Source organism: Streptomyces sp. NPDC047981 (assembly GCF_040653315.1).
Taxonomy (GTDB): domain Bacteria; phylum Actinomycetota; class Actinomycetes; order Streptomycetales; family Streptomycetaceae; genus Streptomyces.
On the sequence record NZ_JBEZNQ010000026.1, the window covers coordinates 1 to 26,990 of the forward strand.

Below are 26,990 nucleotides of genomic sequence, written 5' to 3' on the forward strand. Positions count from 1 at the left end.
GGCCTGCCCGGGCGCGGGACGGCCACCGCCGTCGGGCGCGCCGGGCTGGGCCGGTACCGGCGCCTCGGCCGCCTGCTGCCGGGGGCGGGTGCGCTCATGCGGCCGGGCAGCCAGCGGCTGCCGGCCTTCGTGGGAGGTGGGATGCTCCGTCACGCGTGGGGTTCCGTCCGTCCGGGCCGGTGGTGCGATGCACTCGCTCTTCTCGCCGATGCCGCGCCTTCACGGGGACTAAACCCCTGGCGCGCGGTGGATGTGAATGCCCCGCGAGCAGCGGCTACGACAGGGGTCGGCACACCCGGGCAGACGTCCGGCACTGCTCTCCCCCTCAGAATGACTTACGGTCAGGTCCTGCGCTGTGCTCTGTGGTTGACGCCTCGTCCGGTGGATCACCGCCTTGCGGAGGACGATCCTACGTTTGCACCCCGGGGGCGCATCAAGGGTCTCACGGAGCCGTGTGCGCCGGAGTGCGATCCCAGTCGGCGGGCAGCTCGGGCACGGTCCATGCCGGATCGGGCCGCCAGTTCTCCCAGCCGTCACGGAAGGGGGCGCCCCAGGCCCGGAGGGTCGCGACGGCCGCGTCGCCCGCCGCCCGTACGCGCGCGGCCTGCGCCGCGTCCATCAGACCGTCGCGCTGGGCCTGCGCGAACTCGTCCTCGTCCCGCCACAGCCAGCTGCGGTCGGGGTTGACGGAGATGTCGAGGAAATGGTCCTCGGAGTCGATGCCGCCGGACCACCGGGTGCGCGGCTCCTCCAGGTTGACGTACCAGCTGCGGAACTCCCAGCCGCGCTCCCAGAACAGCCAGACCGACCAGGGCTCGCCGGGCCGGGCCAGCTTCAGGACGCCCTCGCCCGCCCAGCGGGCGCGGGCCGTGGTGCGCGGGGCGGTGTAGCGGGTGGCGAGCGGCTCCTGGTGCACGGGCCTGCCGTCGGCGAGCACCGGTTTGACGCACTCGGTGCCCGGCGCCATCCAGACGGCGAGCAGCTCGGGGGTGTCGCGCACGACGGTCACCGGCCGGCAGATGTGCACGTCGCCCGAGCCGTTGTCGCGGTAGCGCCAGAGGATGTGATCCCCCGGCGCCCAGTGCTGTGAACCACCCGATCCTGTCATGCGCAGATATTAGGGGGGAGCCTCACCGGCCGCTGCGATCCGGGTCACGGATGAGTCATGCGCAGCACGTCGAGCGCCTCGTCCAACTGCTCGACCGTCAGCGCGCCCTGTTCGACGTACCCGCCCTCCAGGACGACCTGCCGGATCGTCTTGCGTTCGGCCAGCGAGCGCTTGGCGACCTTGGCCGCCTCCTCGTAGCCGATGTACCTGTTCAGCGGGGTGACGACGGACGGCGAGGACTCGGCGTACTCGCGGGCCCGTTCGACGTTCGCGGTGATCCCGTCGACCGTGCGGTCGGCGAGCAGACGCGCCGCGTTGGCCAGGAGTCGTACGGATTCCAGCAGGTTCTTGGCCATGACCGGGAGCATCACGTTGAGCTCGAAGTTTCCGGCCGCGCCCGCCACCGCGACCGTGGTGTCGTTTCCGGTCACCTGCGCGGCGACCATGAGGACGGCCTCGGGAATGACCGGATTCACCTTGCCGGGCATGATCGACGAACCGGGCTGGAGGTCGGGGAGGTTGATCTCGGCGAGTCCCGTGCGCGGGCCGCTGGCCATCCAGCGCAGGTCGTTGGAGATCTTCGTGAGGCCGACCGCGATGGTCCTGAGCTGGCCGGACGTCTCGACCAGGCCGTCCCGGGCGCCCTGCGCCTCGAAGTGGTCGCGGGCCTCGGTGAGCGGCAGTCCGGTCGCCGCGACGAGTTCGGCGATGACGGCGGCGGAGAAACCGGGCGGCGTGTTGATGCCGGTGCCCACCGCGGTGCCGCCGAGGGGGAGTTCGGCGAGCCGGGGGAGGCTGGCCCGCAGCCGTTCGATTCCGTACCTGACCTGGGCCGCGTAGCCGCCGAACTCCTGGCCGAGGGTGACGGGCGTGGCGTCCATGAGGTGCGTACGGCCCGACTTCACGACGTCCGCGAATTCGGCCGATTTCCGCTCCAGGGAGGCGGCCAGATGGTCGAGCGCCGGGATGAGGTCCTCGGTCACGGCGGCCGTGGCGGCGATGTGGATGGAGGAGGGGAAGACGTCGTTGGACGACTGCGAGGCGTTCACATGGTCGTTGGGATGGACCTCGCGGCCCGCGGGGAGCCGCTCGCCGGCGAGCGTGGCGATGACCTCGTTGGTGTTCATGTTCGAGGAGGTGCCGGAGCCGGTCTGGAAGACGTCGACCGGGAAGTGGGCGTCCCAGTCGCCGGCCGCGACCTCGGCGGCGGCGGACACGATGGCGTCCGCCAGGTCCTGGTCGATCACCCCGAGCGAGGCGTTGACCTTGGCGGCGGCCGCCTTGATCCGGGCCAGGGCCGCGATGTGCGCGCTCTCCAGGCGCTGCCCCGAGACGGGGAAGTTCTCCAGGGCCCGCTGGGTCTGGGCCCGCCACTTGGCGTGGGCCGGAACCCGCACCTCGCCCATCGAGTCGTGCTCGATCCGGTACTCGCTCGTGTCGTCGCTCATGACATCAACCTCCATACAAAGGTGAGCACTTGTCTTGTTCTGGCTATTCCCATTGCGCTTACCGGCCAGTAAAAACCGTGGGTAACCCCACTTCCAGGAGGCGCAATGAGGCGCACCAGGTACAGACTCCGTTGGGCGATCGCGGCCACGGCCGCGGCCGCCGCGGCCTTCGGGACCATGACGGCCGTCGCCCCCGCCGGCGCGGCCGAGGTCACCCCCCGTACCGTCGCGGCGGTACCGCTCCCGCCCGAGCTCGAAGCGATCCGGGCCGCCGAGGCCACGAAGATCTACGGCAGCCCGGAGGAGCGCCCGCTCGCGCAGCGCAAGAGCGGCCTGATCTCGCTCGGCGACAGCGAGATCTCCGGCGAGGGCGTCGGCACCTACGAGCCGCCCACCAACGGCCCGACGAACTGGTGCCACCGCTCGCCCGACGCGGCCATCCACCGCACCGGGATCGCCGCCGACCTCACGTTCAACGTGTCCTGTTCCGGCGGCTACACCGGCAACATCCGGATCGGTGGCTCGAAGCAGTACGCCGACGAGCTGGTCCAGAGCGACAACCTGGCCATCAAGGCCCGCAACACGCGCATCAAGATGGTCCTGCTCGTCGCCGGGGCCAACGACGACCTCCAGTTCGGCCCGGTCATGACCGACTGCGTCACCCGGTACCTGACCCTGCAGGGCCCCTGCGAGCCGAAGTACGCCGCCGGCTGGCAGGCCCGCGTCGACGGCCTGGTCCCCAAGGTCGAGCAGACCGTCCGCGACCTGAAGTCCGTGATGCGCGACGCCGGATACGCCGACGGCGACTACAAGCTCGTCGTCATGGGCTACCCGAGCCCCATCGGCCCCGACTTCAAGGACAACCCGAACTTCCCCGGCAAGCTCATCTGCGGCGGCCTCGGCTACGACTCCGACACCGTGTGGGGCCGCAACACCGCCGTCCCCGCCTTCGAGCGCGGCATGCGCAGGGCCGCCGCGAACACCGGGGCGGTCTACCTGGACAACTCCCGGCTCTTCCACGGCCACGAGGTCTGCATGGAGGACACCTGGGCCCGGGGCCTGTACATCGACCTCTCCAAGCCCGGCACCCCGGACGAGAACTCGGTCCGGCAGTCCTTCCACCCGAACGCGAGCGGCCACCGCGCCTTCGCGTCCTGCCTCACCCAGATCTACAACTCGGGCCTGCGTGAGGCCAGTTGCGCGGACGTCAACTCCAGCGGGACACCGACCCTCTTCCCGTACGCCTGGGACGACGTCTACCGGCCGCTGAAGAACGAGGCCACCGGCAACTGCGTGGACGTGAACGCCTCCTCCAGCGCCAACGGCACCGCCGTCCTCGGCTGGGACTGCCACGGCGGGCGCAACCAGGGCTGGTGGTACGACGCCGCGCGGCAGACCGTCCACACCGAACTGACCCAGGACCGCTGCCTGGACGTCCCCGGCGCCCGCTACCGCGCGGGCGAGGCACTCATCGTCTGGAACTGCTCGGGCGCCGCGAACCAGAAGTTCGTCCGCGACGGGGCCACGATCCGGCCGGCGGCCGCCACCGGGCTCTGCCTGACGCAGGCGGCGGCGAAGCAGCCGCTGCGGCTGCAGAACTGCGACGGCTCGGCGAACCAGAAGTTCGCCTAGCCGCCAGGGCCCGCCATGAACCCGTGGCCCCCGTCCGGTGCGGGACGGGGGCCACGGTCATGCGTCGCGGAGTCTTGATCCAGGCGCCTAGAGGGGCTTCAGCGTGGTGCGGGCCAGTTCGAGCGCCGGGAGCATCTCGCGGTGCTCCTGGGAGTCGAGGCCGCCGAGATGGACGATCACCGTCCCCTTCGGGGCGGCGACGGCGAAGGCCCGCTCCTCCTTCGACTCCTCCATCAGCTTGTTGTAGACCGTGTAGGTCACCTCGACGGCCGGCAGCGCGCCGGCCCTCGTCTCCTTGTACGTGACCTTCGAGGTGCCCTCCGCCGCCTTCACGAACCCTTCGAGGGCGGTACGGGCCGGGGAGTCGCCGGCCGTCCACACCCGCAGATAGCCGATGTTGCCGGCCGGCTTCGCGTCGACCTCGCAGACCATGGTGGCGGGCCCCTGCTTGCCGAGGGCGGCGAACACCTCGTCGTCGCCGGCCTTCACGGCCTGCGGCTTCCAGTCGGCCGCCAGGCCGAAGGAGACCGGCAGCGCGCAGGCGCTCCCGGGCGCCCCGAGGGACCCGGCGGCCGCCTCGGTGGCGGCGGTGGGGGACGTCGGGGCCGGCAGGGCATGGTCGGGCTTCGGCTCGGTGCTCAGGCAGCCGGTCAGCGTCCCGGCGGCCGCGAGGGCGGCGATCGCCGGGACGAGGACCCGTGTCCGTACCGGTATCGGATGTCTCATGCGCGCGAGACTATCCGGGGGCCGTCGCCCTCCCGGCGTCCGGTCAGGAGAGCTTGCCGCCGTAGTCCGGCAGCTTGAAGGCGCGCTCGGCGTGACCGCCGACGATGTCGGTGGTGTTGTTGCCGATGTTCGCGATGATCGTGTAGCCCTTGGCCTCGATCTCCGCGCGCTTCTCCGTCTTGTACGCGCTGACCTCGTGGAACAGGTCGGGCAGGGAGCGCACGTAGAGACCGTCGACCGGGTAGCCGGCCTGCTTCAGGTTCCAGTGCGTGAGCGAGTAGATGATGCCGGGCCGGGCGGTGACGAAGAAGACCGCGACACCACGCTCGTGCGCGTCCTCGACGAGGTCGCGCACATCGGCGATGGCCGGCGTCGGCAGCTCCCAGAAGGGGTGGAAGTCCGTCTCCAGCGAGGAGTTGTCGATGTCGAGGACGATCGCCTGCTTCTCGCGGCCGGCGTTCTCGGAGCGCTCCTCGATGTACGGGCGCGCCTGCGCGACGACGGCCGCGACGTCACGCCGCCAGGTCGTGTAGTCGACGTCGTCGAAGGCGGCGGCCGACGTCGAGTGGGTGTCCGGGTCGGCCGCGGAGGCGGCGGGCGCGGGCACGACGACGAGCAGCGTGGTCAGGGCGAGGGTGGCCGTGGTTCCGGCGGCGGCGCGCCTGACGAGGGGGGTGGAGGGCATGGGGGGCTCCCGAGTGGTCGACCGGCTCAGTGGTTGACATGCTCGCGGCCAATACTGACCAGTAGGCGTCGGGAAAGCTACCGGTTGGTAGCGAGTTTCTGAGCGGAGATCGACAACGCCCCTCGGTCCGGAGGGACCGAGGGGCGTCGAAGCGGAAGGCCGGGCCGGCAGGTCAGCCGAGGCCGGGCCCGCGCACGGGGATGTGCGTGAACGTCGGCTCGGGGGCCGGGTTCTGGAAGAAGTCGTTGCCCTTGTCGTCCACGACGATGAACGCCGGGAAGTCCTCGACCTCGATCTTCCAGACCGCCTCCATGCCGAGCTCCTCGTACTCGACGACCTCGACCTTCTTGATGCAGTCCTGCGCGAGGCGCGCCGCCGGGCCGCCGATCGAGCCCAGGTAGAAGCCGCCGTGGCTGCCGCACGCGTCCGTGACCTGCTTCGAGCGGTTGCCCTTGGCCAGCATGACCTTGGAGCCGCCCGCCGCCTGGAACTGCTCGACGTAGGAGTCCATCCGGCCGGCCGTCGTCGGGCCGAAGGAGCCGGAGGCGTAGCCCTCGGGGGTCTTCGCCGGGCCGGCGTAGTACACCGGGTGGTCCTTCAGGTACTGCGGCATCTCCTCGCCCGCGTCCAGGCGCTCCTTGATCTTGGCGTGCGCGATGTCGCGGGCCACGACCAGCGGGCCGGTGAGCGAGAGCCGGGTCTTCACCGGGTACTTCGTCAGCTCGGCGAGGATGTCGTCCATCGGCTGGTTCAGGTCGATCTTCACGACGTCGCCCGACTCCTCCAGGTGGGAGTCCTCGGTCTCCGGCAGGAACCGCGCCGGGTCGGTCTCCAGCTGCTCCAGGAAGACGCCCTCGGCGGTGATCTTCGCGACGGCCTGGCGGTCGGCCGAGCAGGACACGGCGATCGCGACGGGCAGCGAGGCGCCGTGGCGCGGCAGCCGGACGACACGCACGTCGTGGCAGAAGTACTTGCCGCCGAACTGCGCGCCGATGCCGATCTTCTGCGTCAGCTCGAAGACCTTCTCCTCCAGCTCCTTGTCGCGGAAGCCGTGGCCGGTCTCGGCCGAGCCCTCGGTGGGCAGCTCGTCCAGGTAGTGCGCGGAGGCGTACTTCGCGGTCTTCAGCGCGAACTCGGCGGAGGTGCCGCCGACGACGATCGCCAGGTGGTATGGCGGGCAGGCGGCCGTGCCGAGCGAGCGGATCTTCTCCTCCAGGAACTTCATCATGCTCGCCTCGTTGAGCACGGCCTTCGTCTCCTGGTAGAGGAAGGACTTGTTGGCGGAGCCGCCGCCCTTGGCCATGAAGAGGAACTTGTACGCGCCGCCGTCCGTCGCGTACAGCTCGATCTGCGCGGGCAGGTTCGAGCCGGTGTTCTTCTCCTCCCACATGGTGACCGGGGCCATCTGCGAGTACCGCAGGTTGAGCTGGGTGTACGCGTCGTAGATGCCCTTCGACAGGGCCTCCTCGTCGCGGCCCGGGGTCAGCACGTTCTGGCCGCGCTTGCCCATGACGATCGCGGTGCCGGTGTCCTGGCACATCGGCAGGACGCCCGCGGCGGCGATGTTCGCGTTCTTGAGCAGGTCGAGCGCGACGAACTTGTCGTTGCTCGACGCCTCCGGGTCGTCGATGATCCGGCGCAGCTGGGCCAGGTGGGCCGGGCGCAGGAAGTGCTGGATGTCCTTGATCGCCTCGGCGGCGAGGGTGCGCAGCGCCTCCGGCTCGACCTTGAGGAACGTACGGCCGTCGGCCTCGAAGGTGGAGACACCTTCGGCGGTCACCAGGCGGTAGGGCGTGGTGTCCTCTCCCAGGGGGAGCAGATCGGAGTACGAAAACTCTGGCATGACGGCAGCCATTCCTCACTCGGCAGACGGCGGCGCCACCTCCATTGGCGGCGCCTCCTCCAGCGTAGAACGGGGGCGGGGCGCCGATCCTGTGAGGTAAGGCTCACTAGGGGGCTGGATCGCGCCGAAGTGGAGTGGAGCGGCCGGTTCGGGCCTGAGGTGCTCGGCGGAGGGGTCGGTTCGAGCGGAGGTGCTCGGCGGAGGGGCGGTTCGGGCCGGAGGTGCTCGGCGGAGGGGCCGGTTCAGGCCAGCGGTGTGCGGCGCGGGATGTCAGGCCAGCGGTGTGCGGTGCAGGGCGATCAGGAGCCGCCATGTGCGGCCCGCGATCTGCTCCGGGGTGGCCTCGATCAGGCCGTGCAGCCAGTCCGCGAGCAGCCCGGCGAAGGCGGCCGCCACCGCGGAGGCGACGAGGCCCGGCTCGGGCGCCCCGGCCAGCTCGCGCTCGCGGGCGCTGTACGCGCGCAGCTCGCGGTGGAGCAGCTCGCCGAGCGGACCGCCTCCGCCGGGGCGCAGGAGGCCGCGGTAGAGCGGCGCGTGCGGGGCGACCTGGGCGAAGAAGGCGGGCAGGGCGGGGGGCGGGGCGGCCGGATCGGGTGTGCCCCGCCAGGCGTGCAGGGCCTCGACCGCGTCCCGTACGACATCGGCGCAGGCGTCCACGGCGAGGGCCTGGAGGTCGGCGTAGTGCAGGTAGAACGTGGCCCGGCCGATCCCGGCCCGGCGGACGAGCGCGGCGACACCGACCTCGTCGAGGGGGCGCTCGGCGCACTCCTCCAGGAGCGCGGCGCGCAGCCTGGCGCGGGTGCGGGCGGCGCGGGGGTCGGTGGCGCGGGGGTCGGTCGTGCGCGACGCGGTCGTGCGCGGGTCCGGGCTGGTCGGGCTGGTCACCCCGCCCACAGTACGGCGGCAAGGGCGACGGCCCCGGGAAGGGCCTGGGCGGGCAGGATCCGGCGGTTGGCGGTGAGCCCGCCGTAGACCCCCGCGATCACGACGCAGGAGAGGAAGAAGACCTGGACCCGGTACCCGGTCGGATCGGCGGCGATCAGTCCCCAGACCAGACCGGCGGCAAGGAAGCCGTTGTACAGCCCCTGGTTGGCGGCGAGAGGCGCGGTCCGGCGCGCCAAGTCGGCGTCGAAGCCGGAGAGTTCGCGCCCGGGGCGGCGCTCCCAGAGGAACATCTCCAGGATCAGGATGTAGACGTGCAGGGCGGCGACGAGGGCGACGGCGACGTTCGCAAGAGTTGTGGACACCTGTCCAGAATACATGGACAGGTGTCTGTGACTGGCCTGGAGTCACGCCCGTCGGTCGTGCCCCCTAGTCGCGATCTATCGCGTTTCGCTAGGCTGGCGTCGTGGACCTCGAAAAGCAGCCTCAGAAGCCGGTCGCTCCCGCCGAGCCGGCCCCCGCTCCGGCCGTTCCCGCCGCGGCTCCGGGGGACTCGCTGCGGGCCTCTGACGCCGACCGGGACCGGATCGCGGACATCCTCAGGGACGCGATGGCCGAGGGGCGGATCGATGCCGAGGAGCACTCCGAGCGGATCGACGCGGTCTATCGCGCCAAGACCGTGGGCGAGCTGGAGCCGATCGTCAGGGACCTGCCCGCCGGGCGCGGTCCCCGCCCGGAGTCCGAGCCGGCCTACGCGTACGGCCCCGACGACGACGCGGCCCCGGCCGACAGCATGATCGCCGTCTTCTCCAGCTCCACCCGCAAGGGCCGCTGGCGGGTGGGCCGCAGGACGAACGCCTTCGCGCTCTTCGGCAACATCGAGATCGACCTGACCGAGGCGCTCTTCGCCCAGCGGCTGACCACCATCAACGCCACCTCGATCTTCGGCAACGTGGAGGTCCGCGTCCCGGAGAACATCAGCCTGCGCGGCAACGGCACGGGGATCTTCGGCAACTTCGAGGTCGTGACACTGGAGGCCGCCGACCCGCAGGCCCCCGTCGTCGTGATCAACGGCTACTCGGTCTTCGGCAACGTCGAGGCCAGGCCCAAGCGCGGCAAGTGGATCACCGACCTGCAGAACGTGGTCCAGGACAAGCTGCGCAAGCACCTCGGCCACTGATGCCGGAGTGACCGGATTCCGCCCCTGCGAGTCCGCACTCCGGAACTCGGCGGCACCCAGTGCATAGGCGCGCGCACAGCGGGTAGGGCTGCTGCATCGTCTCTCGCTCGCGAAGCCGTCGTCAGGAGTAGACCGTGCTGCCACTGCCGCATCAGCCCCTCCAGGTCGCCGCCGTTCCGCCTCAGCGTGCCCCCGCCCGGGAGGACGAGGCCGGCCCCTGGCACACGGAGGCGGTGTGCCGCCGGGACGAAGCCGGACTGTTCTTCGCCCCCTCCAAGGAGCCGACCGCCTCGCGGCTCGCGCGCGAGGAGGCCGCCAAGCGGGTCTGCGCCCGCTGTCCCGTGATGGTCGACTGCCGGGAGCACGCGCTGCTTCAGCCCGAGCCGTACGGCGTGTGGGGCGGGCTCACCGCGGCCGAGCGCCGCGTCGTGCTCGCCCGGCGCCGCCGCCGCGAGGTGGAACTCAAGAAGGCCGCGGCCGCGGAGCGGATCGCCGCGGCCGGCTGACCGCCCGAGCGGCGGTTGCGACGTCGGCCGTACGGAGAAGGGGCGCCCCCACCGCACAGGGGGGCGCCCCTTCTCCGTTCCGTACGACGGCTGCTCCGCAGCTCCGTCCGGGGACGGCGTTTCCGCCGTGACGTCTACTTCGCCCGGTCGAAGTCGATCTTGCTGTAGGCGCGCAGCTTCGACAGCCGGTGCTCGGAGTCGATCTGCCGGATCGTGCCGGACTTCGAGCGCATCACCAGCGACGACGTGGTGGCGGTCTCCGAGCGGTAGCGGACACCGCGCAGCAGCTCGCCGTCCGTGATGCCGGTCGCGACGAAGAACACGTTCTCGCCGCTGACCAGGTCGTTCGTGGAGAGGACCCGGTCCAGGTCGTGGCCCGCGTCGATCGCCTTCTGGCGCTCGGCGTCGTCCTTCGGCCACAGCTTGCCCTGGATGACACCGCCGAGGCACTTTATGGCGCAGGCCGAGATGATGCCCTCGGGCGTGCCGCCGATGCCGAGGAGCAGGTCCACGCCCGTGCCCTCGCGGACGGCCATGATCGAACCGGCGACGTCGCCGTCGGTGATGAACTTGATCCGGGCGCCGGTCTCGCGGATCTCCTTGACGATGCCCTCGTGGCGGGGGCGGTCCAGGATGACGACCGTGACGTCCTCGGGGGACATGTTCTTGGCCTTGGCGACCCGGCGGATGTTGACCGAGACGGGCGCGTTGATGTCGACGAAGTCGGCGGCCTCGGGGCCGGTGACCAGCTTGTCCATGTAGAAGACCGCGGACGGGTCGAACATGGTGCCGCGGTCGGCGGCGGCGAGCACGGCGATCGCGTTGGGCATGCCCTTGGCGTTCAGCGTGGTGCCGTCGATCGGGTCGACCGCGATGTCCACCTCGGCGCCGGTGCCGTCGCCGACCCGCTCCCCGTTGAAGAGCATGGGCGCTTCGTCCTTCTCGCCCTCGCCGATGACGACGACGCCGTTCATCGAGACGGTGGAGATCAGCGTCCGCATCGCGTTCACCGCTGCACCGTCCGCGCCGATCTTGTCGCCGCGGCCCACCCAGCGGCCGGCGGCCATGGCGGCTGCCTCGGTGACACGGACCAGCTCGAGGGCGAGGTTGCGATCGGGGGCCTCGGGGGAGACTTCGAGCTCGGACGGCAGGGAATGCTCGGTCATCGGAGCGCACCTTTCTGTACGGCGACGGCCGGAATATAAGAGGGTGCTGCGACTCTATCGGTACGTCGACAAATTGAGCAGAGGGGCCCACGTATGAGCACAACACCATGATGCGACCATGGTGGGCGTGGCAGGTATGCGAGGCAGGCAGACGGTACGCGGGATGTTCCAGTCGCTCGGGGTGATCTTGGTCGCCGCGGGCGTGATGTATCTCTTCATCCCGCACGACGAGAACGCCGATCCGGTGAAGGCCAAGGACTACCGGGTCGAGCTGGTGACGGCACAGCGGGTGGCGCCCTATCCGGTGCTGGCCCCCGAGGGTCTCGGGGAGGGCTGGAAGGCGACCGTCGTCTCGTACAAGCGCGAGCAGAGCGACGCCTGGCAGCTAGGCTTCCTCGACCCAGACACCCAGTACGTGGCGCTCCACCAGTCGACGGCGGAGCCGGAGAAGTTCGTGCCCAAGGTCACTCAGCAGGCCAAGGACACCGGGAAGACCCAGACGGTCGCGGGTCAGGTCTGGCAGCGCTGGGAGGGCGAGAAGTACGACGCCCTGGTGCGCACGGACGGCGGCGCGACGACGGTCGTGACGGGGACGGCCTCGTTCGAGCGGCTGGCCGAGATGGCGGGCGCGCTGCAGTCGAAGAAGGCGTAGAAGGCGCAGAGAGCGCACATCGAGAATGCGGGCAGGGGAAAGCCCCCGGACTCCAGGAGGAGTCCGGGGGCTTTCCCGTGCGTGCGTGGGGCGCGGCTCAGACGGTGGTGACGACGTCCTCGTACGCGAGGCGCGGGGAGCGCGGGAACCAGGCGTCCTCGCCCGGCTTGCCGATGTTGACGACCATCAGCGGGGTGTGGTCGTCGTCCAGGAACTCCTTCTGGAGGCCGGCGAAGTCGAGACCGGTCATCGGGCCGGCGGCCAGGCCGGCGGCGCGGACGCCGACGATGAAGTACGCGGCCTGGAGGGCGGCGTTGAGCAGGGCCGAACCCTCACGGGCCGGGCGCTCGGCGAAGAACATGTCCTTGGCCTGCGGGAAGTGCGGCAGCAGGCTCGGGAGCTCCTCGTGGAACTCGTTGTCGGCGGAGAGTATCGCGACCAGCGGGGCGGAGGCGGTCTTCGCCTGGTTGCCCTCGGCCATGTGCTTCACCAGGCGCTCGCGGGCCTCGGGGGAGCGGACCAGCGTGATGCGCAGCGGGGTCTGGTTGAAGGCGGTCGGCCCGTACTTGACCAGGTCGTAGATCGCCTGGACCTGCTCGTCGGTCACCGGCTCGTCGGTGAAGGTGTTGGCGGTGCGGGCCTCACGGAAGAGGAGGTCCTGGGCGGTGGGGTCAAGAGCGAGGGACATGCTGCGAACCTTCCGGACTGCAGGGGGTTTCAAGCGATGCCCTCACCGTACGACGGTGTTTGGTGAAGTTTCAACTAATCCAAGTGGATAGTGATCCGGTTCACAGGATCATCGTACGGGACCCGATGCCCGCCGGTACAGGGGAGGCCTGAGGAGGGGACGCGCAAGGACGCCTGGGGACGCCCAGGGGCGCCTGGGGGCGACCATGGACGACCCAGGGACGACCCAGGGACGACCCAGGGACGACCCAGGGACGAGCAGGGGCGACCCAGGGACGAGCAGGGGCGTCCAGGGATGACCACGGGCGAGCAGGGACGCCCGGGGGCGTCCTGGTGTCGTCCCGGTGTCGTCCTAGTCGTCCTCGGCGGCGGTCTCCTCGCCGTCGGGGCCCTCCGCGGAGGAGGACGTCGCGGCGTCGAGGCGGGCTCGCGCGCCCTCCAGCCAACGCCGGCAGACCTTGGCCAATTCCTCCCCACGCTCCCAGAGTGCGAGCGACTCCTCCAGGGTCGTCCCGCCCGTCTCCAGACGCCGAACGACCTCGATCAACTCGTCGCGTGCCTGCTCGTATCCGAGCGCCTCTTCCGTGGTGGCTGCCATGCGATCCACCCTATGCGCCGGGTCCGACAACGCGCCGCACCGTGAACTCCCCCGCGAGGACCCGCGCCCGCAGCTCCTCGTCCACCGCGACCTCCTCCGGAGACCGCACGACCGAGCCGTCCGCCCGCTGGAGCACCGCGTACCCGCGCTCCATCGTGGCGGCCGGCGACAGCGCCCGGACCCGGGCCCGGGTGTGCGACAGCTCCGAGTCGGCCCGGTCGAGCAGATGCCCGAGCGTCCGGCGACTGCGGGCGAGGAGCGCGTCCAGCTCGTCCTCGCGCTGCTCCACCATCCGCTGCGGATGCTCCATGACCGGCCGGGCGAGTGCGTGCGCGAGCCCGCGTTCCTCCCGGTCGAGCAGTCCCCGCACCGTCCGCAGGGCCCGGTCGCGCAGCGCCTGCACCCGGTCCAGCTCCTCGCCGACGTCCGGTACGACCTTCTTCGCGGCGTCGGTCGGCGTGGAGGCGCGCAGGTCGGCGACGAGGTCGAGCAGCGGCGAGTCCGGTTCGTGGCCGATCGCGGAGACCACCGGCGTACGGCACTGGGCGACCGCCCGGATCAGCTGCTCGTCCGAGAACGGCAGCAGGTCCTCGACGCTGCCGCCACCCCGGGCCACGATGATCACGTCGACATCCTCGTGCGCGTCCAGCTCCTTCACGGCCTGGACGACCTGGGGCACGGCCTTCACGCCCTGCACGGCCACGTTCCGCACCTCGAAGCGGACGGCCGGCCAGCGGCGCCGCGCGTTCTCCAGCACGTCCCGCTCGGCGGCGGAGGCGCGGCCGCAGACGAGACCGACGAGCTGGGGCAGGAAGGGCAACGGCTTCTTGCGGTCGGGCGCGAAGAGCCCCTCGGCGCCGAGGCTCCGCTTGAGCTGCTCCAGCCGGGCCAGCAGCTCCCCGATGCCGACCGGCTTGATCTCCACGGCCCGCAGCGACAGCTGGCCGCGCGGCGCGTACCACTCGGGCTTGGCGTGCACGACGACACGGGCGCCCTCGGAGACGATGTCGGCGACGGCGTCGAAGACCTGGCGGTAGCAGGTGACGCCGATGGAGATGTCGTGCGAGGGATCCCGCAGCGTCAGGAACACGACCCCGGCGCCGGGCCGCCGCGACAGCTGCGTGATCTGACCCTCGACCCAGATGGCACCGAGCCGGTCGATCCACCCCCCGATGAGCCGGGAGACCTCTCCGACGGGCAGCGGCGCTTCGGCGGACGTAGTGAGACCCATGCGCAGAGCGTAGTGAACCGCACCGACAGGCGGGGCCGGTGGTGGTCGCGGACCACCGGTCCGGTCAGGCGCTCCGCCTCGCGCGACCGCTGTCCGGTCAGGCGCTCCGCCGTGACGTCCCCTGTACCCCCAGCACCACGAGCCCCACCGCCAGCCAGATCACGCCCACCACCTGCGCCGCCGCCGACGCCTCGACGATCACCGCGATCAGGATGATCGCGCCGACCACCGGCATCACCACATGGCGCAGCCAGTGCGGCGGCCCCTCCATCCGGCGTACCGCGAACCACCCCACCACGCTCGCGTGCAGCAGCACGAAGGCCGTCAGCGCGCCGACGTCGACCACCGAGACCAGGTGGTCGAGGCCGTCGTCCCGCTGGGCCGCCCACACGGCCGCCACCATCGTCACCGTCGCCGCGATCAGCAGCGCCACCCGGGGCACCCCCGAGTCCGTGCGGGCCAGCAGCCGGGGCAGCCGTCGTTCGCGCCCCATGGCGAAGAGCAGCCGGCCGGCCGCCGCCTGCCCCGCGAGCGCGGCGAACGCGGCCCCGATCGCCTTCGAGACCGCCACCAGGTCGTGCAGCCAGGTCCCCACCGACACGTCCACGGCGTCGTAGAAGGCGGACCCCTGCTTCCCCGGGTCGGCCGCGAGCTCGGCCGACGACAGCGGTTCGAGGAGCGCGACGAGGTACGTCTGGGCCACGAAGAGCGCACCCGCGAGCACCAGGCAGAACAGCAGGGCCCGCGCCACCTTCTCCGAGCCCCCGGTGACCTCCTCCGCGAAGGAGGCGATGGCGTCGAAGCCAAGGTACGACAGCACGGCCACCGACACCGCGCCCACCACGGCCGCCGTGGAGAAGGTCCCGTCACCGGTCAGCGGCGACCACCAGTCGCGCCGCGCCCCGTCCCGGGCGAGGACGACGATCGCCGACACGACGAAGACCAGCAGCACCACGATCTCCATCGCGAGCACCGCGAAGCCCACGCGCGCGGCGGCCCGCACGCCCCAGAGGTTGAGCAGGGTCGTGACGACCACCGCGATCGCCGTCCACACCCACTGGTCCACCTCCGGGACCAGCGCCTCCATCGCGATGCCCGCGAAGAGGTACGCGACGGCCGGGATCAGGAGGTAGTCGAGCATCGCCATCCACCCGGCGATGAACCCCGGCCCCTCGCCGAGCCCCTTCCGGGCGTAGGTGAAGACGGAGCCCGCGAACGGGGCGACCCGCACCATCTGCGCGTAACTGAAGGCCGTGAACGCCATCGCGACCGTGGCCACCACGTACACCAGTGCCACCGCGCCGTGCGACTTCGCGTCCAGGGTCCCGTAGACCCCCACGGGGGCCATGGGCGCGATGAAGAGGAGCCCGTAGACGACAAGGTCGCGGAACCCCAGGGTCCGTCGCAGTCCGGTGTGCGCCGCGACCTGTGACTCAGACTCTGCCTGCGCTTCCTCGGCCATGGGCCAAGTCTCGGCCACGGTACGGATCACGTCCCGTACCGACGCGGCCGTACGGAGGGGTCGTACGGAGGGGCCGCATCGAGGCAGCCGTATCGACGCGGCCGTACCGAAACGGGAGGCCCTCTTCCGCGGCCGTACGATGGGACGCATGACTGCGACGCCCGCGACCAACCGCCCGAAGCGTGTCCTCCTCGCCGCTCCCCGCGGCTACTGCGCGGGTGTGGACCGTGCCGTGATCGCCGTGGAGAAGGCCCTGGAGCAGTACGGCGCGCCGATCTACGTGCGCCACGAGATCGTGCACAACAAGTACGTCGTCCAGACCCTGGAGCGGAAGGGCGCGATCTTCGTCGACCAGGCGACCGAGGTCCCGCCGGGCAACATCGTGATGTTCTCGGCGCACGGCGTGGCCCCGACCGTGCACGAGGAGGCCCGGGAGGGTCGCCTCAAGACCATCGACGCGACCTGTCCGCTGGTCACCAAGGTGCACAAGGAGGCGGTCCGGTTCGCCAAGGAGGACTTCGACATCCTCCTGATCGGCCACGAGGGCCACGAGGAGGTCATCGGCACCTCCGGCGAGGCCCCCGACCACATTCAGCTGGTGGACGGCCCCGAGGACGTCGCCAAGGTCGAGGTCCGCGACCCGGACCGGGTCGTCTGGCTGTCGCAGACCACGCTCTCCGTCGACGAGACGATGGAGACGGTGGACGCGCTGAAGGAGAAGTTCCCGAACCTCATCTCCCCGCCGTCCGACGACATCTGCTACGCCACGCAGAACCGGCAGCTGGCCATCAAGGAGCTGGCCGGTGAGGCCGAGCTCGTGATCGTCGTCGGCTCGAAGAACTCCTCGAACTCGATCCGTATGGTCGAGGTCGCCAAGCAGGCCGGCGTACCGGCCGCGTACCTGGTGGACTTCGCGAGCGAGATCGACGAGGCCTGGCTGGAGGGCGTCACCTCGGTGGGCCTGTCGTCGGGCGCGTCCGTACCGGACGTCCTGGTGCAGGAGGTCCTCGAGTGGCTCTCCGAGCGGGGTTACGTGGACGTCGAGATCGTCAAGACGGCCGACGAGTCGCTGACCTTCTCGCTGCCGAAGGAGCTGCGCAACAAGGACCTGCGTGCCGAGGCGGCTGAGCTGATCAAGGAGTAGCGGCTCCGCCGCTCTCCGAGGAGTCACTCCGCGCTCGAGCCCTTACCGTGGGTTCATGAACGTCTTCGGAGTGGACATCGGCGGTTCGGGCATCAAGGGCGCTCCCGTGGACCTGGACCGCGGCGAGCTGGCCGAACCCCGCCACAAGGTACTGACCCCGCATCCCGCCACACCCGACGGTGTGGCGGGATGCGTCGTCGAGGTCGTGGAGAACTTCGGCTGGACGGGCCCGGTGGGCGTGACCTTCCCCGGCGTGGTCACCGGCTCGACGATCCGTACGGCGGCCAACGTCGACAAGGGCTGGATCGGCGTCGACGCGGGCAAGCTGCTGAGCGACCGGCTCGGCGGCCTGCCGGTGACGGTCCTGAACGACGCGGACGCGGCCGGGATCGCCGAGGTGACCTTCGGCGCGGGCCGGGGCCGCGAGGGCACGGTGATCCTGCTGACGCTCGGTACGGGCATCGGCTCGGCGCTCTTCGTGGACGGCAGGCTCGTCCCGAACACGGAGCTGGGCCACCTGGAGCTGAAGGGCCACGACGCGGAGAAGCGGGCGTCGACGAAGGCCAAGGAGGACGAGGACCTCAGTTGGGAGCACTGGGCGACGCGGCGGCTGCAGAAGTACCTGGCGCACGTGGAGATGCTGTTCTCGCCCGAGCTGTTCATCATCGGCGGGGGAGTGAGCCGGAAGGCGGACAAGTTCCTGCCGCTGATCGAGGACATCAGGGCGGAGATCGTGCCGGCGGAGCTGCAGAACAACGCGGGGATCGTGGGCGCGGCGATGGCGGCGGCGCGGGGGTAGGGCGCGGTGGCGGCCCGTTAGGGTGCGGGGGCCGCCACGGTGCGGAGGCCCGTTAGGGTGCGGGGCCCGTTACCGTGCGGGGCCCGTTACGGTGCGGGCCGCCGGACGGCCTGGGGCGCGCCGTGCGGCGAGGCACTCTTGGCCACCGCACCGGAACGACCACCGCCCCCACTGTGCGCACCGGCACCACTGACCCCACCGTGCCCGCCGGACCCGTTCCTGACCGCCCGGGTGGCGGCGGCGCGCTGGCGGCGCCCCATGTCGCGCACCTTGCGGACGCTGGTGATGAGTCCGGCGACGAGGGTGCCGCCGTAGAGCCATCCGGCGTGGACGGCGAGGGCGGTGACGACGGCCATGGCCTGCCCGCCGAAGCCGCCGGAGCCGCCGGCGATGGGCACGACGCCGACGGCGAAGGCGATCGGCACGCTGATCGGGGCCGTCACGAGGTCGGCGGTGCGCACCCAGAGGGCGGTCAGGGCGCTGACCGGCAGGAACAGCAGCCCGTAGACGAGGGGCGAGCCGTCGAGGAGCAGCAGGTCGAGGAAGCCCAGGACCAGCATGGTGGCGGAGGCGAAGAGCCCGGCGCCGAGGCCGGTCAGCCGGGGGTTGGGCAACCGGCGGAGGGCGAGGACGAAGGGCGCGACAGGCGCCGCGGGTCGTCGTACGGGAACGGTGACGGGAACGGGTGGCTGCCCGGAGGGCGTCGCCCGCTCGACTCGGCCGCGGCCGGGGCGCGCGGCGACGCGATAGACGGCGGCGCCCTCGACGAGCGCGCCGGGCGGCGTGAGGGGGTTTTGCGGCCGCCGGCGGCCTTGAGGCTGACTTGTCCTTTGCTGCTCCACTACACCAACGTAGGTCGGGAGGGGGTGGGGGAGCGGCCCAGGACACGCCCTTTGGGTGACGTTGCCGTCGAGAACGGCCGAAGGTCGGCGTCGCGGGCCGGATCGAACCCCCCGTAAACTGGGGGATCGCCCCACCCGCCGCACCGTATCCGTACTCCAGAAGGTCGCCACCGTGTCGCTCACGATCGGAATCGTCGGTCTGCCGAATGTCGGCAAGTCGACCCTGTTCAACGCCCTGACCAAGAACGACGTTCTGGCGGCCAACTACCCGTTCGCCACGATCGAGCCGAACGTCGGCGTGGTGGGCGTTCCGGACGCCCGCCTGACGAAGCTGGCGGAGATCTTCAGCTCGCAGCGCGTCCTCCCGGCGACGGTCGACTTCGTGGACATCGCGGGCATCGTCCGCGGCGCGAGCGAGGGTGAGGGCCTGGGCAACAAGTTCCTGGCGAACATCCGTGAGTCGGACGCGATCTGCCAGGTCATTCGTGCCTTCGAGGACGAGAACGTCGTGCACGTCGACGGCAAGGTCTCGCCGAAGGACGACATCGAGACGATCAACACCGAGCTGATCCTCGCGGACCTCCAGACGATCGAGAAGGTCCTCCCGCGCCTGGCGAAGGAGGCCCGGATCAAGAAGGACGTGGCCCCGAAGGTCGCGGCGGTCGAGGCGGCGAAGGAGATCCTGGAGCGTGGCGACACGCTCTTCTCGCAGGGCATCGTGCAGGGCTCGGACAAGGCGGAGCTCCTCCACGACCTGCACCTGCTCACGACGAAGCCGTTCCTCTATGTCTTCAACGTGGACGAGGACGAGCTGACGGACGACGCGTTCAAGAACGAGCAGCGCGCGCTCGTGGCCCCGGCGGAGGCGATCTTCCTCAACGCCAAGCTGGAGCAGGACCTCTCCGAACTGGACGAGGAGGACGCCATGGAGCTCCTCCAGTCCGTCGGCGCGGAGGAGCCGGGCCTTGCGACCCTCGCCCGCGTCGGCTTCGACACCCTCGGCCTCCAGACCTACCTGACGGCCGGCCCGAAGGAATCCCGCGCCTGGACGATCAAGAAGGGCGCCACGGCCCCGGAGGCGGCCGGCGTGATCCACACGGACTTCCAGAAGGGCTTCATCAAGGCCGAGGTCATCTCCTTCGCCGACCTCGTCGAAACCGGCTCGGTGGCCGAGGCCCGCGCGGCCGGCAAGGCCCGCATGGAGGGCAAGGAGTACGTCATGCAGGACGGCGACGTGGTGGAGTTCCGCTTCAACGTCTAATACGTCCGGCGAAAGGCCGTCTGACCTGCGACGGAGCGGGTCGGGCGGCCTTTGCGGTCCCCGTACGCCTTGTCGACGGGCTCCGGTGCTGGTCTTGGCGGCGCCGAGTGTGTGGTGCCGACGCGCAGACGAATGAGCGGTTCCGCAGGGACCAGAATCAGCCGGACGCAGCCGTTTGCCCCCTTTCCAGTACGGACGCTGCGAAACTGTCGAAGGAACGGAAGGCAGCGTTGTCGGGGGGAAGCGCGGTGGCGCAGAAGAGCGACAAGTCCTACTACCGGGCAGGACACTGGGTGCGGCCGTCGGCTGCCAAGCAGGTGAAGAAGCCTGCGACAGGCCTGGTGATTGTGGCGGCGTTGCTGGCTATTGCGGCCTGGAACACGGTCTTCGGTGATGACAGCGAGGCCCCTGTGCCAGCTCCGCAGCAGTCGCCTCCGACTGCCTCAGCTACTCCCTGAACGATGATCTCGGCTGCGACCGTTTCGCCGAGACACTCTTCCGGTCAACCGCTGCAACGGGGTCGGTTTCTGGTGCCGGAGCGGTTGTGGGGCGGTGCGCGGCGCGGCGTCGGTCGCCGTATCCGTCAGCAACCGCGTCCAGACGGTATGCCACTCAGCGACCTGCTGATCCGGCACGCCACAGGCGGACAGATACGCCGCTGTGGTGTGCCAGGTCTTGGGAAGGCTCTCGCGGTTCAAGAGCCGGCTGACGGTACCGGGTGAGATGCGTCCACCGGAACGTTGGCTCACCAACTGATGGGTGAGCCCGCTCGTCACACGAACATCGGCCAACGACTTGAAGAAACCCCTGACCGTGCGAATTCCCGAGGGACTCGGCCAGGAGCGCCCTGTGGCTGGCTCTCCGTCAGCAGACGGGGTGGTCGCGGTTGTCGGTAGACAGGCCGGATTGCGTCCGAGAGCGAGTCGGGCTCCGGTGTTTCTGTCTCTCGCCTGTGGGTCGGGGCGCCCCTTAGCCGCCAGCCTGATGCGCAAGTGCCGGTACAGCGCTCCAAAGTCGATCAGCTCAGGCCCATGGGGGATGCCCGTCCGAAGCGCTTCGAGGAGCTCGCCGGTGAACGCGGTGAAAGTCTCGTCCGGCGGGGCGAGTGCTTGGCGTGTTTCTGCTGCAGCGGCCAGCAGGAATGTCCCCTCCACGGCCGCCTGATCGGCCAGGTCTGATGGTCCACCCATCGTCCCGAGGGCCAGACCGCTGTAGCAGCAGTCGAGGACGATGACACATCGATCGGCCCGGCCGTTCAGGAGAGCCTGCCGTATCCACCGATAGGGGAGTCCGGTCTCCACGTGTTGTTGCCTGGACTGAGGCATGGCCAGATAGAGGTCCCCTTCGGGGTCGACCAGCCCATGACCGGCGAAGTAGACCAGCACGGTGTCGCGCGCTTGCTCGGCTGCGGCCCGCACTGCGGCCATGGTCATCTCTGCGGTCGTGGGGTTGGAGAGGATCGTGCAATGCTCCTGCGGCAGGGTCCAAGCGGTGGGTCCGGTCAGTGCCTGGGCCAGAGCGGTCAGGTTATTGGACACAGCCGGCAGCGACTCCAGGTGGTCGTAGTGGCTGGTGCCGATCAGCACTGCTCGGGTCGCGCCGGGGTCGGGCAGCACGCTCATGTCTCAGGTGCCTCATCGTCTGTCGAGTTCTCAAGGGCACGAATGACACGTTCGATCTCGGCATCGCCGCCGTGGGTAAGAACGATCACGGTGTCACCCCGCCTGATCTCGATCCGCGGATCCTGGGGCCTGGTTCGCTTCCAGGCGGCCAGCGCCACCACGAAGGATGCAGCGCTCCATCCGTTGTCAGTCACCAGTTGGATGACGTCTAGCAAACCGCCCATCTGCCCGGGCTTGGGAGGCTGCTCCTGGAGTGTCAAGGAGGAGGATCTGCGGATCTCTCTGTCTGCCCCCAGCCACTGGTGTAGTGAACGCAGCTCGTCTGCCTCGGCCCCTACCCGCACGTCGATGTGCATGGTTCCCCCTGTCTCCGCGTGTCGGCGGTCTTCCGCATTTCCATCGTCAGGCAGTACCGGCTTTCTGGTGTGCGTTTGGCTTGTTCACGCCCATGCCTGGTGAGAACTAGGGGGCTGGGGAAGGTGATTGCACCGCTGCCTACAGGCGTCGCCAGCCGTTGGCGAACTCGCATTGGAGGTCCGCCCAGCGGCGCTGTTCGGCGGGGATGTGGCTGGGGTAGCCGAGGCGTCCCACGCCCTTGACCCACTCGTCCCAGAGGCCGTCGGGCTCCGTGAATCGGTCGGCGTGGCGGGTACCGAGGAGGGCGTCGAGGCGGAGGAGGGCGCCCAGGGCGGCGGGCTGGTCGTAGTGGAGGTCGGTGCGGGGGAGGTAGTGGTCGAGGTAGGCGGTGAGGATCTCGGCGTCGGCGTGGGTGCCGAAGTGGGCCAGGGTGAAGCAGTAGGCGCTGCCGGAGTAGCAGACCTCGCTGGCCAGGAGCAGGTCGCCGATGCGAGCCCGGAAGCGTTCGCGGCGGTCGACACCGATCAGCCAGGCGGCGGTGAGGCGCGAGCGCCATTCGTACCCGAGGAGAGCTTCCAGTTCCTCGTCGGTGACGCGGCGGCGTCATTCAGTAGGTGTCGGGTGAAGCGGGTGGTGTGCCACCACCGGGGGCCCAGGAACCGCCCGCCGTTTAGTACGAGATAGCGCGGGAGGCCCCCGTACATCCTCGTCACGTAGCTCTCGACCACGTGGCCGTAGCCAATTTCGGCGGGGTGCTGGGACAGCATCGGTCACCTCTCCGGGTGCAGGTCGGTCCGGTCGATCCAGGTGGGGCGACGAAGATGTTGTCGCCGGCGGGGCTTCGGAGGCTTCCAGTAGGGACCAAGGTGCGGGACTCTTCGACCAGGTGCTCCCAGGGCGCGGTCCAGACGAGCTCCCAGTCCAGGACCGGGCCGGAGACGCCGTACGTGCGGCCGGCGTTCACCTGCCAGAACTGGGAGTAGAGGATCACCTGGGCGTGGTCGGCGAGGTCGTTGATGATCTCGGTGAGGTGGGCCGTGGGCCAGCCAGGGGCGTCGTCCGCAGTGGCGGCTTGCAGGCGTGCGGTGAGCGGCGGGACGACGGGGGTGCGGGCGTCGAGTTTGGTCAGGGCCCAGCGGATGCCTTCCGGCTCGCTCCAGTCCGGTGGCGTCGCTCGTTCCAGGCAGGCGCGATAGGCGCGGCGCACGGGCTCGACCACGCCGTCGATCTTCAGGCTCGCCAGGGCCATCGCCGCCCATTCTCGGACGGTGGAGTCGTCGCTGTGCAGGAGGGCGGTCAGGGCGGGGCCGCAGCGTGGGTCCGCTACCTCTTCGAAGACCTCGATGGCGGTCAGCTGCCCGAAGCGGTCGAGAGAGGGCAGTCCGTCGATGATGGCGGGGATGGCGTCGGAGCCGATGTAGATCAGTTCTGCGCGGGCGTCGTACGACGGGCCGGTCGAGTCGTCGAGCTGGTGGATGAGTCTCTCGATGTGAGTGGTCATGGGTGATCGCGCCGCCAGAAATTGGGAGCCACCAGCAGAGCACCGAGTGGTCGTCGGGCCACGGGGCAGGGATAGGAGTCACTCACCTGCGCAGTCTCCATGCAGGCCCAGCCGGTGTGCCAGGGATTTCGGGGCCTCGGAGCTCCCGGCCAGTCCGCAGCCAATCCGCAGCACACCCGTGAACGGCCGTCGGGAGCCAATGCATGCCAACCGGGAAATCCCAGGTCAGATCCTTAGATGGGGCTCGGTCGCAGGTCAGGATCAGGCTTCAGGTATTCCGCTTCAACGTGTAGTCGCCCCGTTGCTTCACGCTAGCTTGTGGTCTCGTTGAAAGCGCAGGTCAGAAGGGGTCGGACTCCAACGAGTCCGACCCCTTCTGCCTTCCCGTGCTGAGGTGCTGCCGGCTTTTCAGCTGCTTCGGGGCGGTGTGAGCTTGTCGAGGTCCAGGCTGATGTCGAAGGGCACCGGCCGCTGGAGGGTGCCCCGGAAGATGCCGGCGGGGGCGTAGGCGCCGGTGGGTTCGTCGAGTTCGTAGACGTGCACGACGGGTGCTCCGTCCTCGTCCTCGATGCACCAGTAGTGCGGGATGCCGGCCTCCGCGTACTTGCGGAGCTTGACGGTGCGATCGCGATGGGCGGACTCGGGGGCGACGACCTCGACGACGAGCTTCACGTCCTCCGGCGCGAACCAGGTACGGTCCCCGTCGAAGTCGGCTGTCGTCACCAGCAGGTCCGGCTCGGGGCGGTTGCGTGGGTCGAGCTTGATGGTCATCTCACGGCCGACTCTGGTGTCGGCAGGCACCTGCTCCATGAGCGCGACCGTGAGCATGGTGACGAGGTGGCCGTGCCACCACCTCTGGGGCGACATCATGAAGACGAGGGCTCCGTCGATCAACTCGGTGTGGCGGGGTGCCTCGGGGAGGCGGTCGAGGTCCTCCGCGAACCAGCCTTCCGCGCGCGGCGGGCGCATCCAGTCGGGCAGTGCGGTCATGGCTTCACCGTAGCGGCTGCGGTCACCTCGGCGGCCGGATTGAGGGCGCCGGCGATCGCGGGGGTGAGGGGGTGCCCGGCGAGTACGTGGCGGATGGCTTCCAAGGGGATGGAGCGCTCGTAGTAGTCCTCGAAGTGGGCTTGGGCGGCCTCCGGTGAGCGGTCGGTCAGGAGGTGGAAGAGGTAGCCGGAGCCGTCCGGATCCTCGCGGCCGGCTGGGAAGGGGATCGCTGCCCCGGTGCGCCATGCGGTGTCGCCGGTCTCCCGCCACAGGCAGGCCGTGACGGCAGGGGCGTCGATCTCCTCGTCGAAGAACGCGGGCTCGTCCAGGAGCGGGCGCAGCGCCTCGGGTACGTCGTCGACGACACCGGGCCAGACCTGCCCGTCGTCCGTCCCGTACGGGCTCATCTCCGACTCGTGGTCGAAGCCGCGTATGAGGACGCCGGCCGGAGTGAAGAGGACGGAGAAGTCGTCGCCCGAGCCGTTGTCCATCAGGCCCGCCTCCACGTCCGGTCCCCAGTCGGCGTCGAAGGTGTAGGTGCAGAACCGCGGATCGCCTGCGATGGTCGAGTCCAGGACCGCCAGTGCGCGCAGATGGGCGCGGAGTCGGTCGGGGGCCGGCAGAAGGGCGGCGGTCTCGCGCACGGTGCTCATGGGGAAAGGGAAGCAGGCCCCACTGACAGTCCGGAGCGCCCCGCCCACTGATAGGCCGAGCGCCCGGCCCACCGTCAGAACGACTTCAGCGCCGCCAGGAAGTCCAGTTTGGTTTCCAGGCGGGTCAGGTCGCGGCCCGTGATCTCTTCGATGCGGGTGATGCGGTGGCGCAGGGAGTTCACGTGGAGGTGAAGTCGGGCCGCGCACGTGGTCCAGGAGGCGTCGCAGGCCAGGAAGGTCTCCAGGGTGGTCAGGAGGTCGGTGCGGTGGCGGCGGTCGTGCTCGCGGAGGGGGGTCAGGAGGCGGGAGGCGAAGGCCTGGCGGGTCGCGGGCGGGATGAGGGGGAGGAGTGAGAGGACGTGCTCGGTGAGGTCGTCGGGGCCGTGCACGGTCACGCGTTCCGGGCCGTCCTGGGCGACTCGTAGCGCCGTACGGGCCTCGTCCAGGGTGCGTTGGGCGTTGCCGGGCTCCGCCACCGGGGTGCCGGCTCCGATCGAGACGCTGTCCGTCGGGCCCAGCCAGCGGGACAGCGCCGTGGCGAGTCGGCGCTGGAGGGCCGGCAGGTCCAGGGAGTCCGTGGGGACCAGGGCGAGCAGGACCGCCTGATCGGACTCGGTGGCGGAGGCGATGTCCTGTGGGGTGACCACGACCGGGCCGTTCGGTTGGAGCAGGGCCTCCTCCAGGAGCACGCGGAGTGCCTCGGCCGGGATGGGCCGGCCTTCGTGCCACGTGCCCTCGGCCACCACGAACTGGCAGCGCGGCCACGTGTCGACCTGGCTGACCACGCCCTGCGCGGTGCTGCGCAGCCGGACCGGGATCTCCTCCGGGGGGATCCGGCGGCGCATCAGGTCCAGGAGCCGGACGGCCAGGTCGTGGAGCGCCGCCTTCGACCGCTCGTGCGCCGCTCGCGCGTCGGTGACCAACTCGACTGCTCGGCGGAGGAGTTCGGCGTCCGCCGTCGGCCGCTGTGCTGTGGCGGCGCCGCGGGTCGGCCCGGGGGCCGTGGCCGGAGTCGGTTCGGGGGACGTGTCCGCCGTCGGTCGGGGTGCCTGTGCCGTGTCCGCCTTCGGTCGGGGTGTCGTGTCCGCCGTCGGTTCCGGTGCCGGGGCGGGACGCGGTCCGGGGGCCGGGTCCGCTGCCGTGACCAGCAGCCAGTCGCCCAGTTCCGAGGCCGGGCTTGCGTCGGTGGCGAAACGTACCGGCGAGAGCAGGTAGTGGCCGTTCCCCACCGTGAACCGGTACGGAGCCTCCTCCCGCGCTCGGCGTGCCGCCAGGTAGCGCGCCGCCAGAGCCGCCGCCGTCCTGCCGCGCAGCGGGGGCTGGACCCCCGCGATCTGGCGGCCTGTCGCGGACAGGACGCGCAGGTCGACGCCGAGGCCGTGACGCAGGAGTTCGAGGCCCGAGCCCGGGGCGTCCTCGTCGGCCAGGAGCTGCCGGTGGCGTTCGACCAGGGCGGCGAGGCCGTCGAAGTCCTGGCCCCGGAGGCGGCGCAGGCGGCGCAGGACGTACTCGGTGATCGTGGCGAACGAGGTTTCCGGCCGCACGGCGAAGAGCGGGAGGCCGTACCGCCGGCAGGCGCGGACCAGGTCGTCCGGGACGCGCCCGTGCTCGACCTCCCCGGCGGCCAGCGCCGCCACGCCCGCCCCGACCAGGACCCTTACGTACCCGTCCGCGTCTCCGTCCTCGTGCCACCAGGCGAGTCCGGTGAGGACCAGTTCGCCGCCGCTGAGGAATCGGCCGGGGTCGGCCAGGTCGATGGTCGGGACAGCCGTCACGGCGCGGTCGAGCAGCCCGCTGTCGGTGTCAATGTCGGTGTCGGTGTCGGTATCGGTGTCGGTGTCGACGTCCCGCTCGCCCTCGTCACCGGCCTCGCCCTCGGCCCCGTCCCCGCCCCCACCGCCGCCTCCCACGACCAGGCCAAGCCCCAGTTCGTCGACGTCCAGGAGTTCGCGTAGCCGTAGGTGCATGATCACCAGCTTCGCACGGTCCGCCGTCAGACGCATGGGAATCAGTGC

The 26,990-nt window shown here is 70.5% G+C and carries 27 protein-coding genes; 7 read left to right on the top strand and 20 right to left on the bottom strand.

The window, feature by feature from the left end:
* Positions 1-442 precede the first annotated feature (442 nt).
* Both AB0E14_RS17340 and AB0E14_RS17345 read right to left on the bottom strand, forming a co-directional pair.
* A complete protein-coding gene (locus tag AB0E14_RS17340; RefSeq protein WP_362417955.1) occupies positions 443-1,108 on the bottom strand; it encodes a DUF402 domain-containing protein in 666 nt (221 codons plus the stop codon).
* 44 nt (positions 1,109-1,152) lie between these two features.
* Entirely contained in the window at positions 1,153-2,556 is a 1,404-nt protein-coding gene (locus AB0E14_RS17345) for a class II fumarate hydratase (protein ID WP_362417958.1), read from the bottom strand.
* A 105-nt stretch (positions 2,557-2,661) separates the two neighbouring features.
* Between AB0E14_RS17345 and AB0E14_RS17350 the strand changes: the two genes are divergently transcribed.
* Positions 2,662-4,188, top strand: a complete 1,527-nt coding sequence (locus tag AB0E14_RS17350; RefSeq protein WP_362417961.1) for a ricin-type beta-trefoil lectin domain protein — start codon at positions 2,662-2,664, stop codon at positions 4,186-4,188.
* An 87-nt stretch (positions 4,189-4,275) separates the two neighbouring features.
* Here the strand turns inward: AB0E14_RS17350 and AB0E14_RS17355 are convergent, their stop codons facing one another.
* The 5 genes from AB0E14_RS17355 to AB0E14_RS17375 all read right to left on the bottom strand — a co-directional run bounded on the left by AB0E14_RS17355 (position 4,276) and on the right by AB0E14_RS17375 (position 8,689).
* Entirely contained in the window at positions 4,276-4,914 is a 639-nt protein-coding gene (locus tag AB0E14_RS17355; RefSeq protein WP_362417964.1) for a lipoprotein, read from the bottom strand.
* Positions 4,915-4,957: 43 nt separating this feature from the next.
* Positions 4,958-5,599 (bottom strand): HAD family acid phosphatase, encoded by a 642-nt coding sequence (locus AB0E14_RS17360; protein WP_362417967.1) that lies wholly within the window; start codon positions 5,597-5,599, stop codon positions 4,958-4,960.
* Between the two features lie 172 nt (positions 5,600-5,771).
* Positions 5,772-7,442, bottom strand: a complete 1,671-nt coding sequence (locus AB0E14_RS17365; protein WP_362417970.1) for a fumarate hydratase — start codon at positions 7,440-7,442, stop codon at positions 5,772-5,774.
* 270 nt (positions 7,443-7,712) lie between these two features.
* Entirely contained in the window at positions 7,713-8,231 is a 519-nt protein-coding gene (locus AB0E14_RS17370; RefSeq protein WP_362418194.1) for a TetR family transcriptional regulator, read from the bottom strand.
* A 92-nt stretch (positions 8,232-8,323) separates the two neighbouring features.
* Entirely contained in the window at positions 8,324-8,689 is a 366-nt protein-coding gene (locus AB0E14_RS17375; protein ID WP_362417973.1) for a DUF1304 domain-containing protein, read from the bottom strand.
* Between the two features lie 101 nt (positions 8,690-8,790).
* On the opposite strand from AB0E14_RS17375, the gene AB0E14_RS17380 reads away from it, so the two are divergent.
* Both AB0E14_RS17380 and AB0E14_RS17385 read left to right on the top strand, forming a co-directional pair.
* On the top strand, positions 8,791-9,504 hold the full coding sequence (locus AB0E14_RS17380; RefSeq protein WP_362417976.1) for a DUF1707 domain-containing protein: 714 nt from the start codon (positions 8,791-8,793) through the stop codon (positions 9,502-9,504).
* A gap of 134 nt (positions 9,505-9,638) precedes the next feature.
* Positions 9,639-10,010: a WhiB family transcriptional regulator gene (locus tag AB0E14_RS17385; RefSeq protein WP_362417979.1), complete on the top strand. Its 372-nt coding sequence runs from the start codon at positions 9,639-9,641 to the stop codon at positions 10,008-10,010.
* A gap of 134 nt (positions 10,011-10,144) precedes the next feature.
* Here the strand turns inward: AB0E14_RS17385 and glpX are convergent, their stop codons facing one another.
* Complete coding sequence (glpX, locus tag AB0E14_RS17390; RefSeq protein WP_362417982.1) at positions 10,145-11,176, bottom strand: class II fructose-bisphosphatase; 1,032 nt, start codon at positions 11,174-11,176, stop codon at positions 10,145-10,147.
* A gap of 118 nt (positions 11,177-11,294) precedes the next feature.
* Between glpX and AB0E14_RS17395 the strand changes: the two genes are divergently transcribed.
* Entirely contained in the window at positions 11,295-11,828 is a 534-nt protein-coding gene (locus AB0E14_RS17395; protein ID WP_362417986.1) for a DUF4245 domain-containing protein, read from the top strand.
* A 97-nt stretch (positions 11,829-11,925) separates the two neighbouring features.
* Here AB0E14_RS17395 and AB0E14_RS17400 read toward each other — a convergent pair whose 3' ends face one another.
* The 4 genes from AB0E14_RS17400 to AB0E14_RS17415 form a co-directional block, all read right to left on the bottom strand.
* The gene (locus AB0E14_RS17400) at positions 11,926-12,516 is read right to left on the bottom strand and encodes a malonic semialdehyde reductase (protein WP_362417989.1); all 591 of its coding nucleotides are present in this window, start codon (positions 12,514-12,516) and stop codon (positions 11,926-11,928) included.
* 351 nt (positions 12,517-12,867) lie between these two features.
* The gene (locus AB0E14_RS17405; RefSeq protein WP_362417992.1) at positions 12,868-13,113 is read right to left on the bottom strand and encodes an exodeoxyribonuclease VII small subunit; all 246 of its coding nucleotides are present in this window, start codon (positions 13,111-13,113) and stop codon (positions 12,868-12,870) included.
* Positions 13,114-13,123: 10 nt separating this feature from the next.
* Positions 13,124-14,344: an exodeoxyribonuclease VII large subunit gene (gene xseA / locus AB0E14_RS17410; protein ID WP_362417995.1), complete on the bottom strand. Its 1,221-nt coding sequence runs from the start codon at positions 14,342-14,344 to the stop codon at positions 13,124-13,126.
* A gap of 97 nt (positions 14,345-14,441) precedes the next feature.
* Positions 14,442-15,806 (bottom strand): APC family permease, encoded by a 1,365-nt coding sequence (locus tag AB0E14_RS17415; RefSeq protein WP_362417998.1) that lies wholly within the window; start codon positions 15,804-15,806, stop codon positions 14,442-14,444.
* 139 nt (positions 15,807-15,945) lie between these two features.
* Here AB0E14_RS17415 and AB0E14_RS17420 point away from each other — a divergent pair, with 139 nt between their 5' ends.
* Complete coding sequence (locus AB0E14_RS17420; protein WP_362418001.1) at positions 15,946-16,950, top strand: 4-hydroxy-3-methylbut-2-enyl diphosphate reductase; 1,005 nt, start codon at positions 15,946-15,948, stop codon at positions 16,948-16,950.
* 55 nt (positions 16,951-17,005) lie between these two features.
* The gene (gene ppgK, locus AB0E14_RS17425; RefSeq protein ID WP_362418004.1) at positions 17,006-17,749 is read left to right on the top strand and encodes a polyphosphate--glucose phosphotransferase; all 744 of its coding nucleotides are present in this window, start codon (positions 17,006-17,008) and stop codon (positions 17,747-17,749) included.
* A gap of 86 nt (positions 17,750-17,835) precedes the next feature.
* On the opposite strand, the gene AB0E14_RS17430 is transcribed toward ppgK, so the two are convergent.
* Entirely contained in the window at positions 17,836-18,363 is a 528-nt protein-coding gene (locus AB0E14_RS17430; protein ID WP_362418197.1) for a DUF6542 domain-containing protein, read from the bottom strand.
* Between the two features lie 400 nt (positions 18,364-18,763).
* Between AB0E14_RS17430 and ychF the strand changes: the two genes are divergently transcribed.
* Entirely contained in the window at positions 18,764-19,852 is a 1,089-nt protein-coding gene (gene ychF, locus AB0E14_RS17435) for a redox-regulated ATPase YchF (RefSeq protein WP_362418007.1), read from the top strand.
* 443 nt (positions 19,853-20,295) lie between these two features.
* On the opposite strand, the gene AB0E14_RS17440 is transcribed toward ychF, so the two are convergent.
* The 7 genes from AB0E14_RS17440 to AB0E14_RS17470 form a co-directional block, all read right to left on the bottom strand.
* Complete coding sequence (locus AB0E14_RS17440) at positions 20,296-21,474, bottom strand: caspase family protein (protein WP_362418010.1); 1,179 nt, start codon at positions 21,472-21,474, stop codon at positions 20,296-20,298.
* Complete coding sequence (locus tag AB0E14_RS17445; protein ID WP_362418013.1) at positions 21,471-21,830, bottom strand: hypothetical protein; 360 nt, start codon at positions 21,828-21,830, stop codon at positions 21,471-21,473. The genes AB0E14_RS17440 and AB0E14_RS17445 overlap by 4 nt, the downstream gene beginning before the upstream one ends.
* A 139-nt stretch (positions 21,831-21,969) precedes the next feature.
* Positions 21,970-22,410 carry a DUF6000 family protein gene (locus tag AB0E14_RS17450; RefSeq protein ID WP_362418200.1) on the bottom strand — a complete coding sequence of 147 codons (441 nt, stop codon included), beginning with the start codon at positions 22,408-22,410 and terminating at the stop codon, positions 21,970-21,972.
* 130 nt (positions 22,411-22,540) lie between these two features.
* Positions 22,541-23,332 carry a HEAT repeat domain-containing protein gene (locus AB0E14_RS17455; RefSeq protein ID WP_362418016.1) on the bottom strand — a complete coding sequence of 264 codons (792 nt, stop codon included), beginning with the start codon at positions 23,330-23,332 and terminating at the stop codon, positions 22,541-22,543.
* A gap of 408 nt (positions 23,333-23,740) precedes the next feature.
* Positions 23,741-24,322 (bottom strand): Uma2 family endonuclease, encoded by a 582-nt coding sequence (locus AB0E14_RS17460; protein WP_362418018.1) that lies wholly within the window; start codon positions 24,320-24,322, stop codon positions 23,741-23,743.
* A complete protein-coding gene (locus AB0E14_RS17465; RefSeq protein ID WP_362418021.1) occupies positions 24,319-24,975 on the bottom strand; it encodes a hypothetical protein in 657 nt (218 codons plus the stop codon). The genes AB0E14_RS17460 and AB0E14_RS17465 overlap by 4 nt, the downstream gene beginning before the upstream one ends.
* A 74-nt stretch (positions 24,976-25,049) precedes the next feature.
* Complete coding sequence (locus tag AB0E14_RS17470) at positions 25,050-26,978, bottom strand: PucR family transcriptional regulator ligand-binding domain-containing protein (RefSeq protein ID WP_362418024.1); 1,929 nt, start codon at positions 26,976-26,978, stop codon at positions 25,050-25,052.
* Between the last annotated feature and the right edge of the window lie 12 nt (positions 26,979-26,990).

What these genes read in the sequence shown, in the direction of transcription:
- AB0E14_RS17340 (WP_362417955.1), bottom strand. Translation starts at nt 1,108, where the DNA reads ATGACAGGATCGGGTGGTTCACAGCACTGGGCGCCGGGGGATCACATC.
- AB0E14_RS17345 (WP_362417958.1), bottom strand. Translation starts at nt 2,556, where the DNA reads ATGAGCGACGACACGAGCGAGTACCGGATCGAGCACGACTCGATGGGC.
- AB0E14_RS17350 (WP_362417961.1), top strand. Translation starts at nt 2,662, where the DNA reads ATGAGGCGCACCAGGTACAGACTCCGTTGGGCGATCGCGGCCACGGCC.
- AB0E14_RS17355 (WP_362417964.1), bottom strand. Translation starts at nt 4,914, where the DNA reads ATGAGACATCCGATACCGGTACGGACACGGGTCCTCGTCCCGGCGATC.
- AB0E14_RS17360 (WP_362417967.1), bottom strand. Translation starts at nt 5,599, where the DNA reads ATGCCCTCCACCCCCCTCGTCAGGCGCGCCGCCGCCGGAACCACGGCC.
- AB0E14_RS17365 (WP_362417970.1), bottom strand. Translation starts at nt 7,442, where the DNA reads ATGCCAGAGTTTTCGTACTCCGATCTGCTCCCCCTGGGAGAGGACACC.
- glpX (WP_362417982.1), bottom strand. Translation starts at nt 11,176, where the DNA reads ATGACCGAGCATTCCCTGCCGTCCGAGCTCGAAGTCTCCCCCGAGGCC.
- AB0E14_RS17395 (WP_362417986.1), top strand. Translation starts at nt 11,295, where the DNA reads ATGGTGGGCGTGGCAGGTATGCGAGGCAGGCAGACGGTACGCGGGATG.
- AB0E14_RS17400 (WP_362417989.1), bottom strand. Translation starts at nt 12,516, where the DNA reads ATGTCCCTCGCTCTTGACCCCACCGCCCAGGACCTCCTCTTCCGTGAG.
- AB0E14_RS17405 (WP_362417992.1), bottom strand. Translation starts at nt 13,113, where the DNA reads ATGGCAGCCACCACGGAAGAGGCGCTCGGATACGAGCAGGCACGCGAC.
- xseA (WP_362417995.1), bottom strand. Translation starts at nt 14,344, where the DNA reads ATGGGTCTCACTACGTCCGCCGAAGCGCCGCTGCCCGTCGGAGAGGTC.
- AB0E14_RS17415 (WP_362417998.1), bottom strand. Translation starts at nt 15,806, where the DNA reads ATGGCCGAGGAAGCGCAGGCAGAGTCTGAGTCACAGGTCGCGGCGCAC.
- AB0E14_RS17420 (WP_362418001.1), top strand. Translation starts at nt 15,946, where the DNA reads ATGGGACGCATGACTGCGACGCCCGCGACCAACCGCCCGAAGCGTGTC.
- ppgK (WP_362418004.1), top strand. Translation starts at nt 17,006, where the DNA reads ATGAACGTCTTCGGAGTGGACATCGGCGGTTCGGGCATCAAGGGCGCT.
- AB0E14_RS17440 (WP_362418010.1), bottom strand. Translation starts at nt 21,474, where the DNA reads ATGAGCGTGCTGCCCGACCCCGGCGCGACCCGAGCAGTGCTGATCGGC.
- AB0E14_RS17445 (WP_362418013.1), bottom strand. Translation starts at nt 21,830, where the DNA reads ATGCACATCGACGTGCGGGTAGGGGCCGAGGCAGACGAGCTGCGTTCA.
- AB0E14_RS17455 (WP_362418016.1), bottom strand. Translation starts at nt 23,332, where the DNA reads ATGACCACTCACATCGAGAGACTCATCCACCAGCTCGACGACTCGACC.
- AB0E14_RS17460 (WP_362418018.1), bottom strand. Translation starts at nt 24,322, where the DNA reads ATGACCGCACTGCCCGACTGGATGCGCCCGCCGCGCGCGGAAGGCTGG.
- AB0E14_RS17465 (WP_362418021.1), bottom strand. Translation starts at nt 24,975, where the DNA reads ATGAGCACCGTGCGCGAGACCGCCGCCCTTCTGCCGGCCCCCGACCGA.
- AB0E14_RS17470 (WP_362418024.1), bottom strand. Translation starts at nt 26,978, where the DNA reads ATGCGTCTGACGGCGGACCGTGCGAAGCTGGTGATCATGCACCTACGG.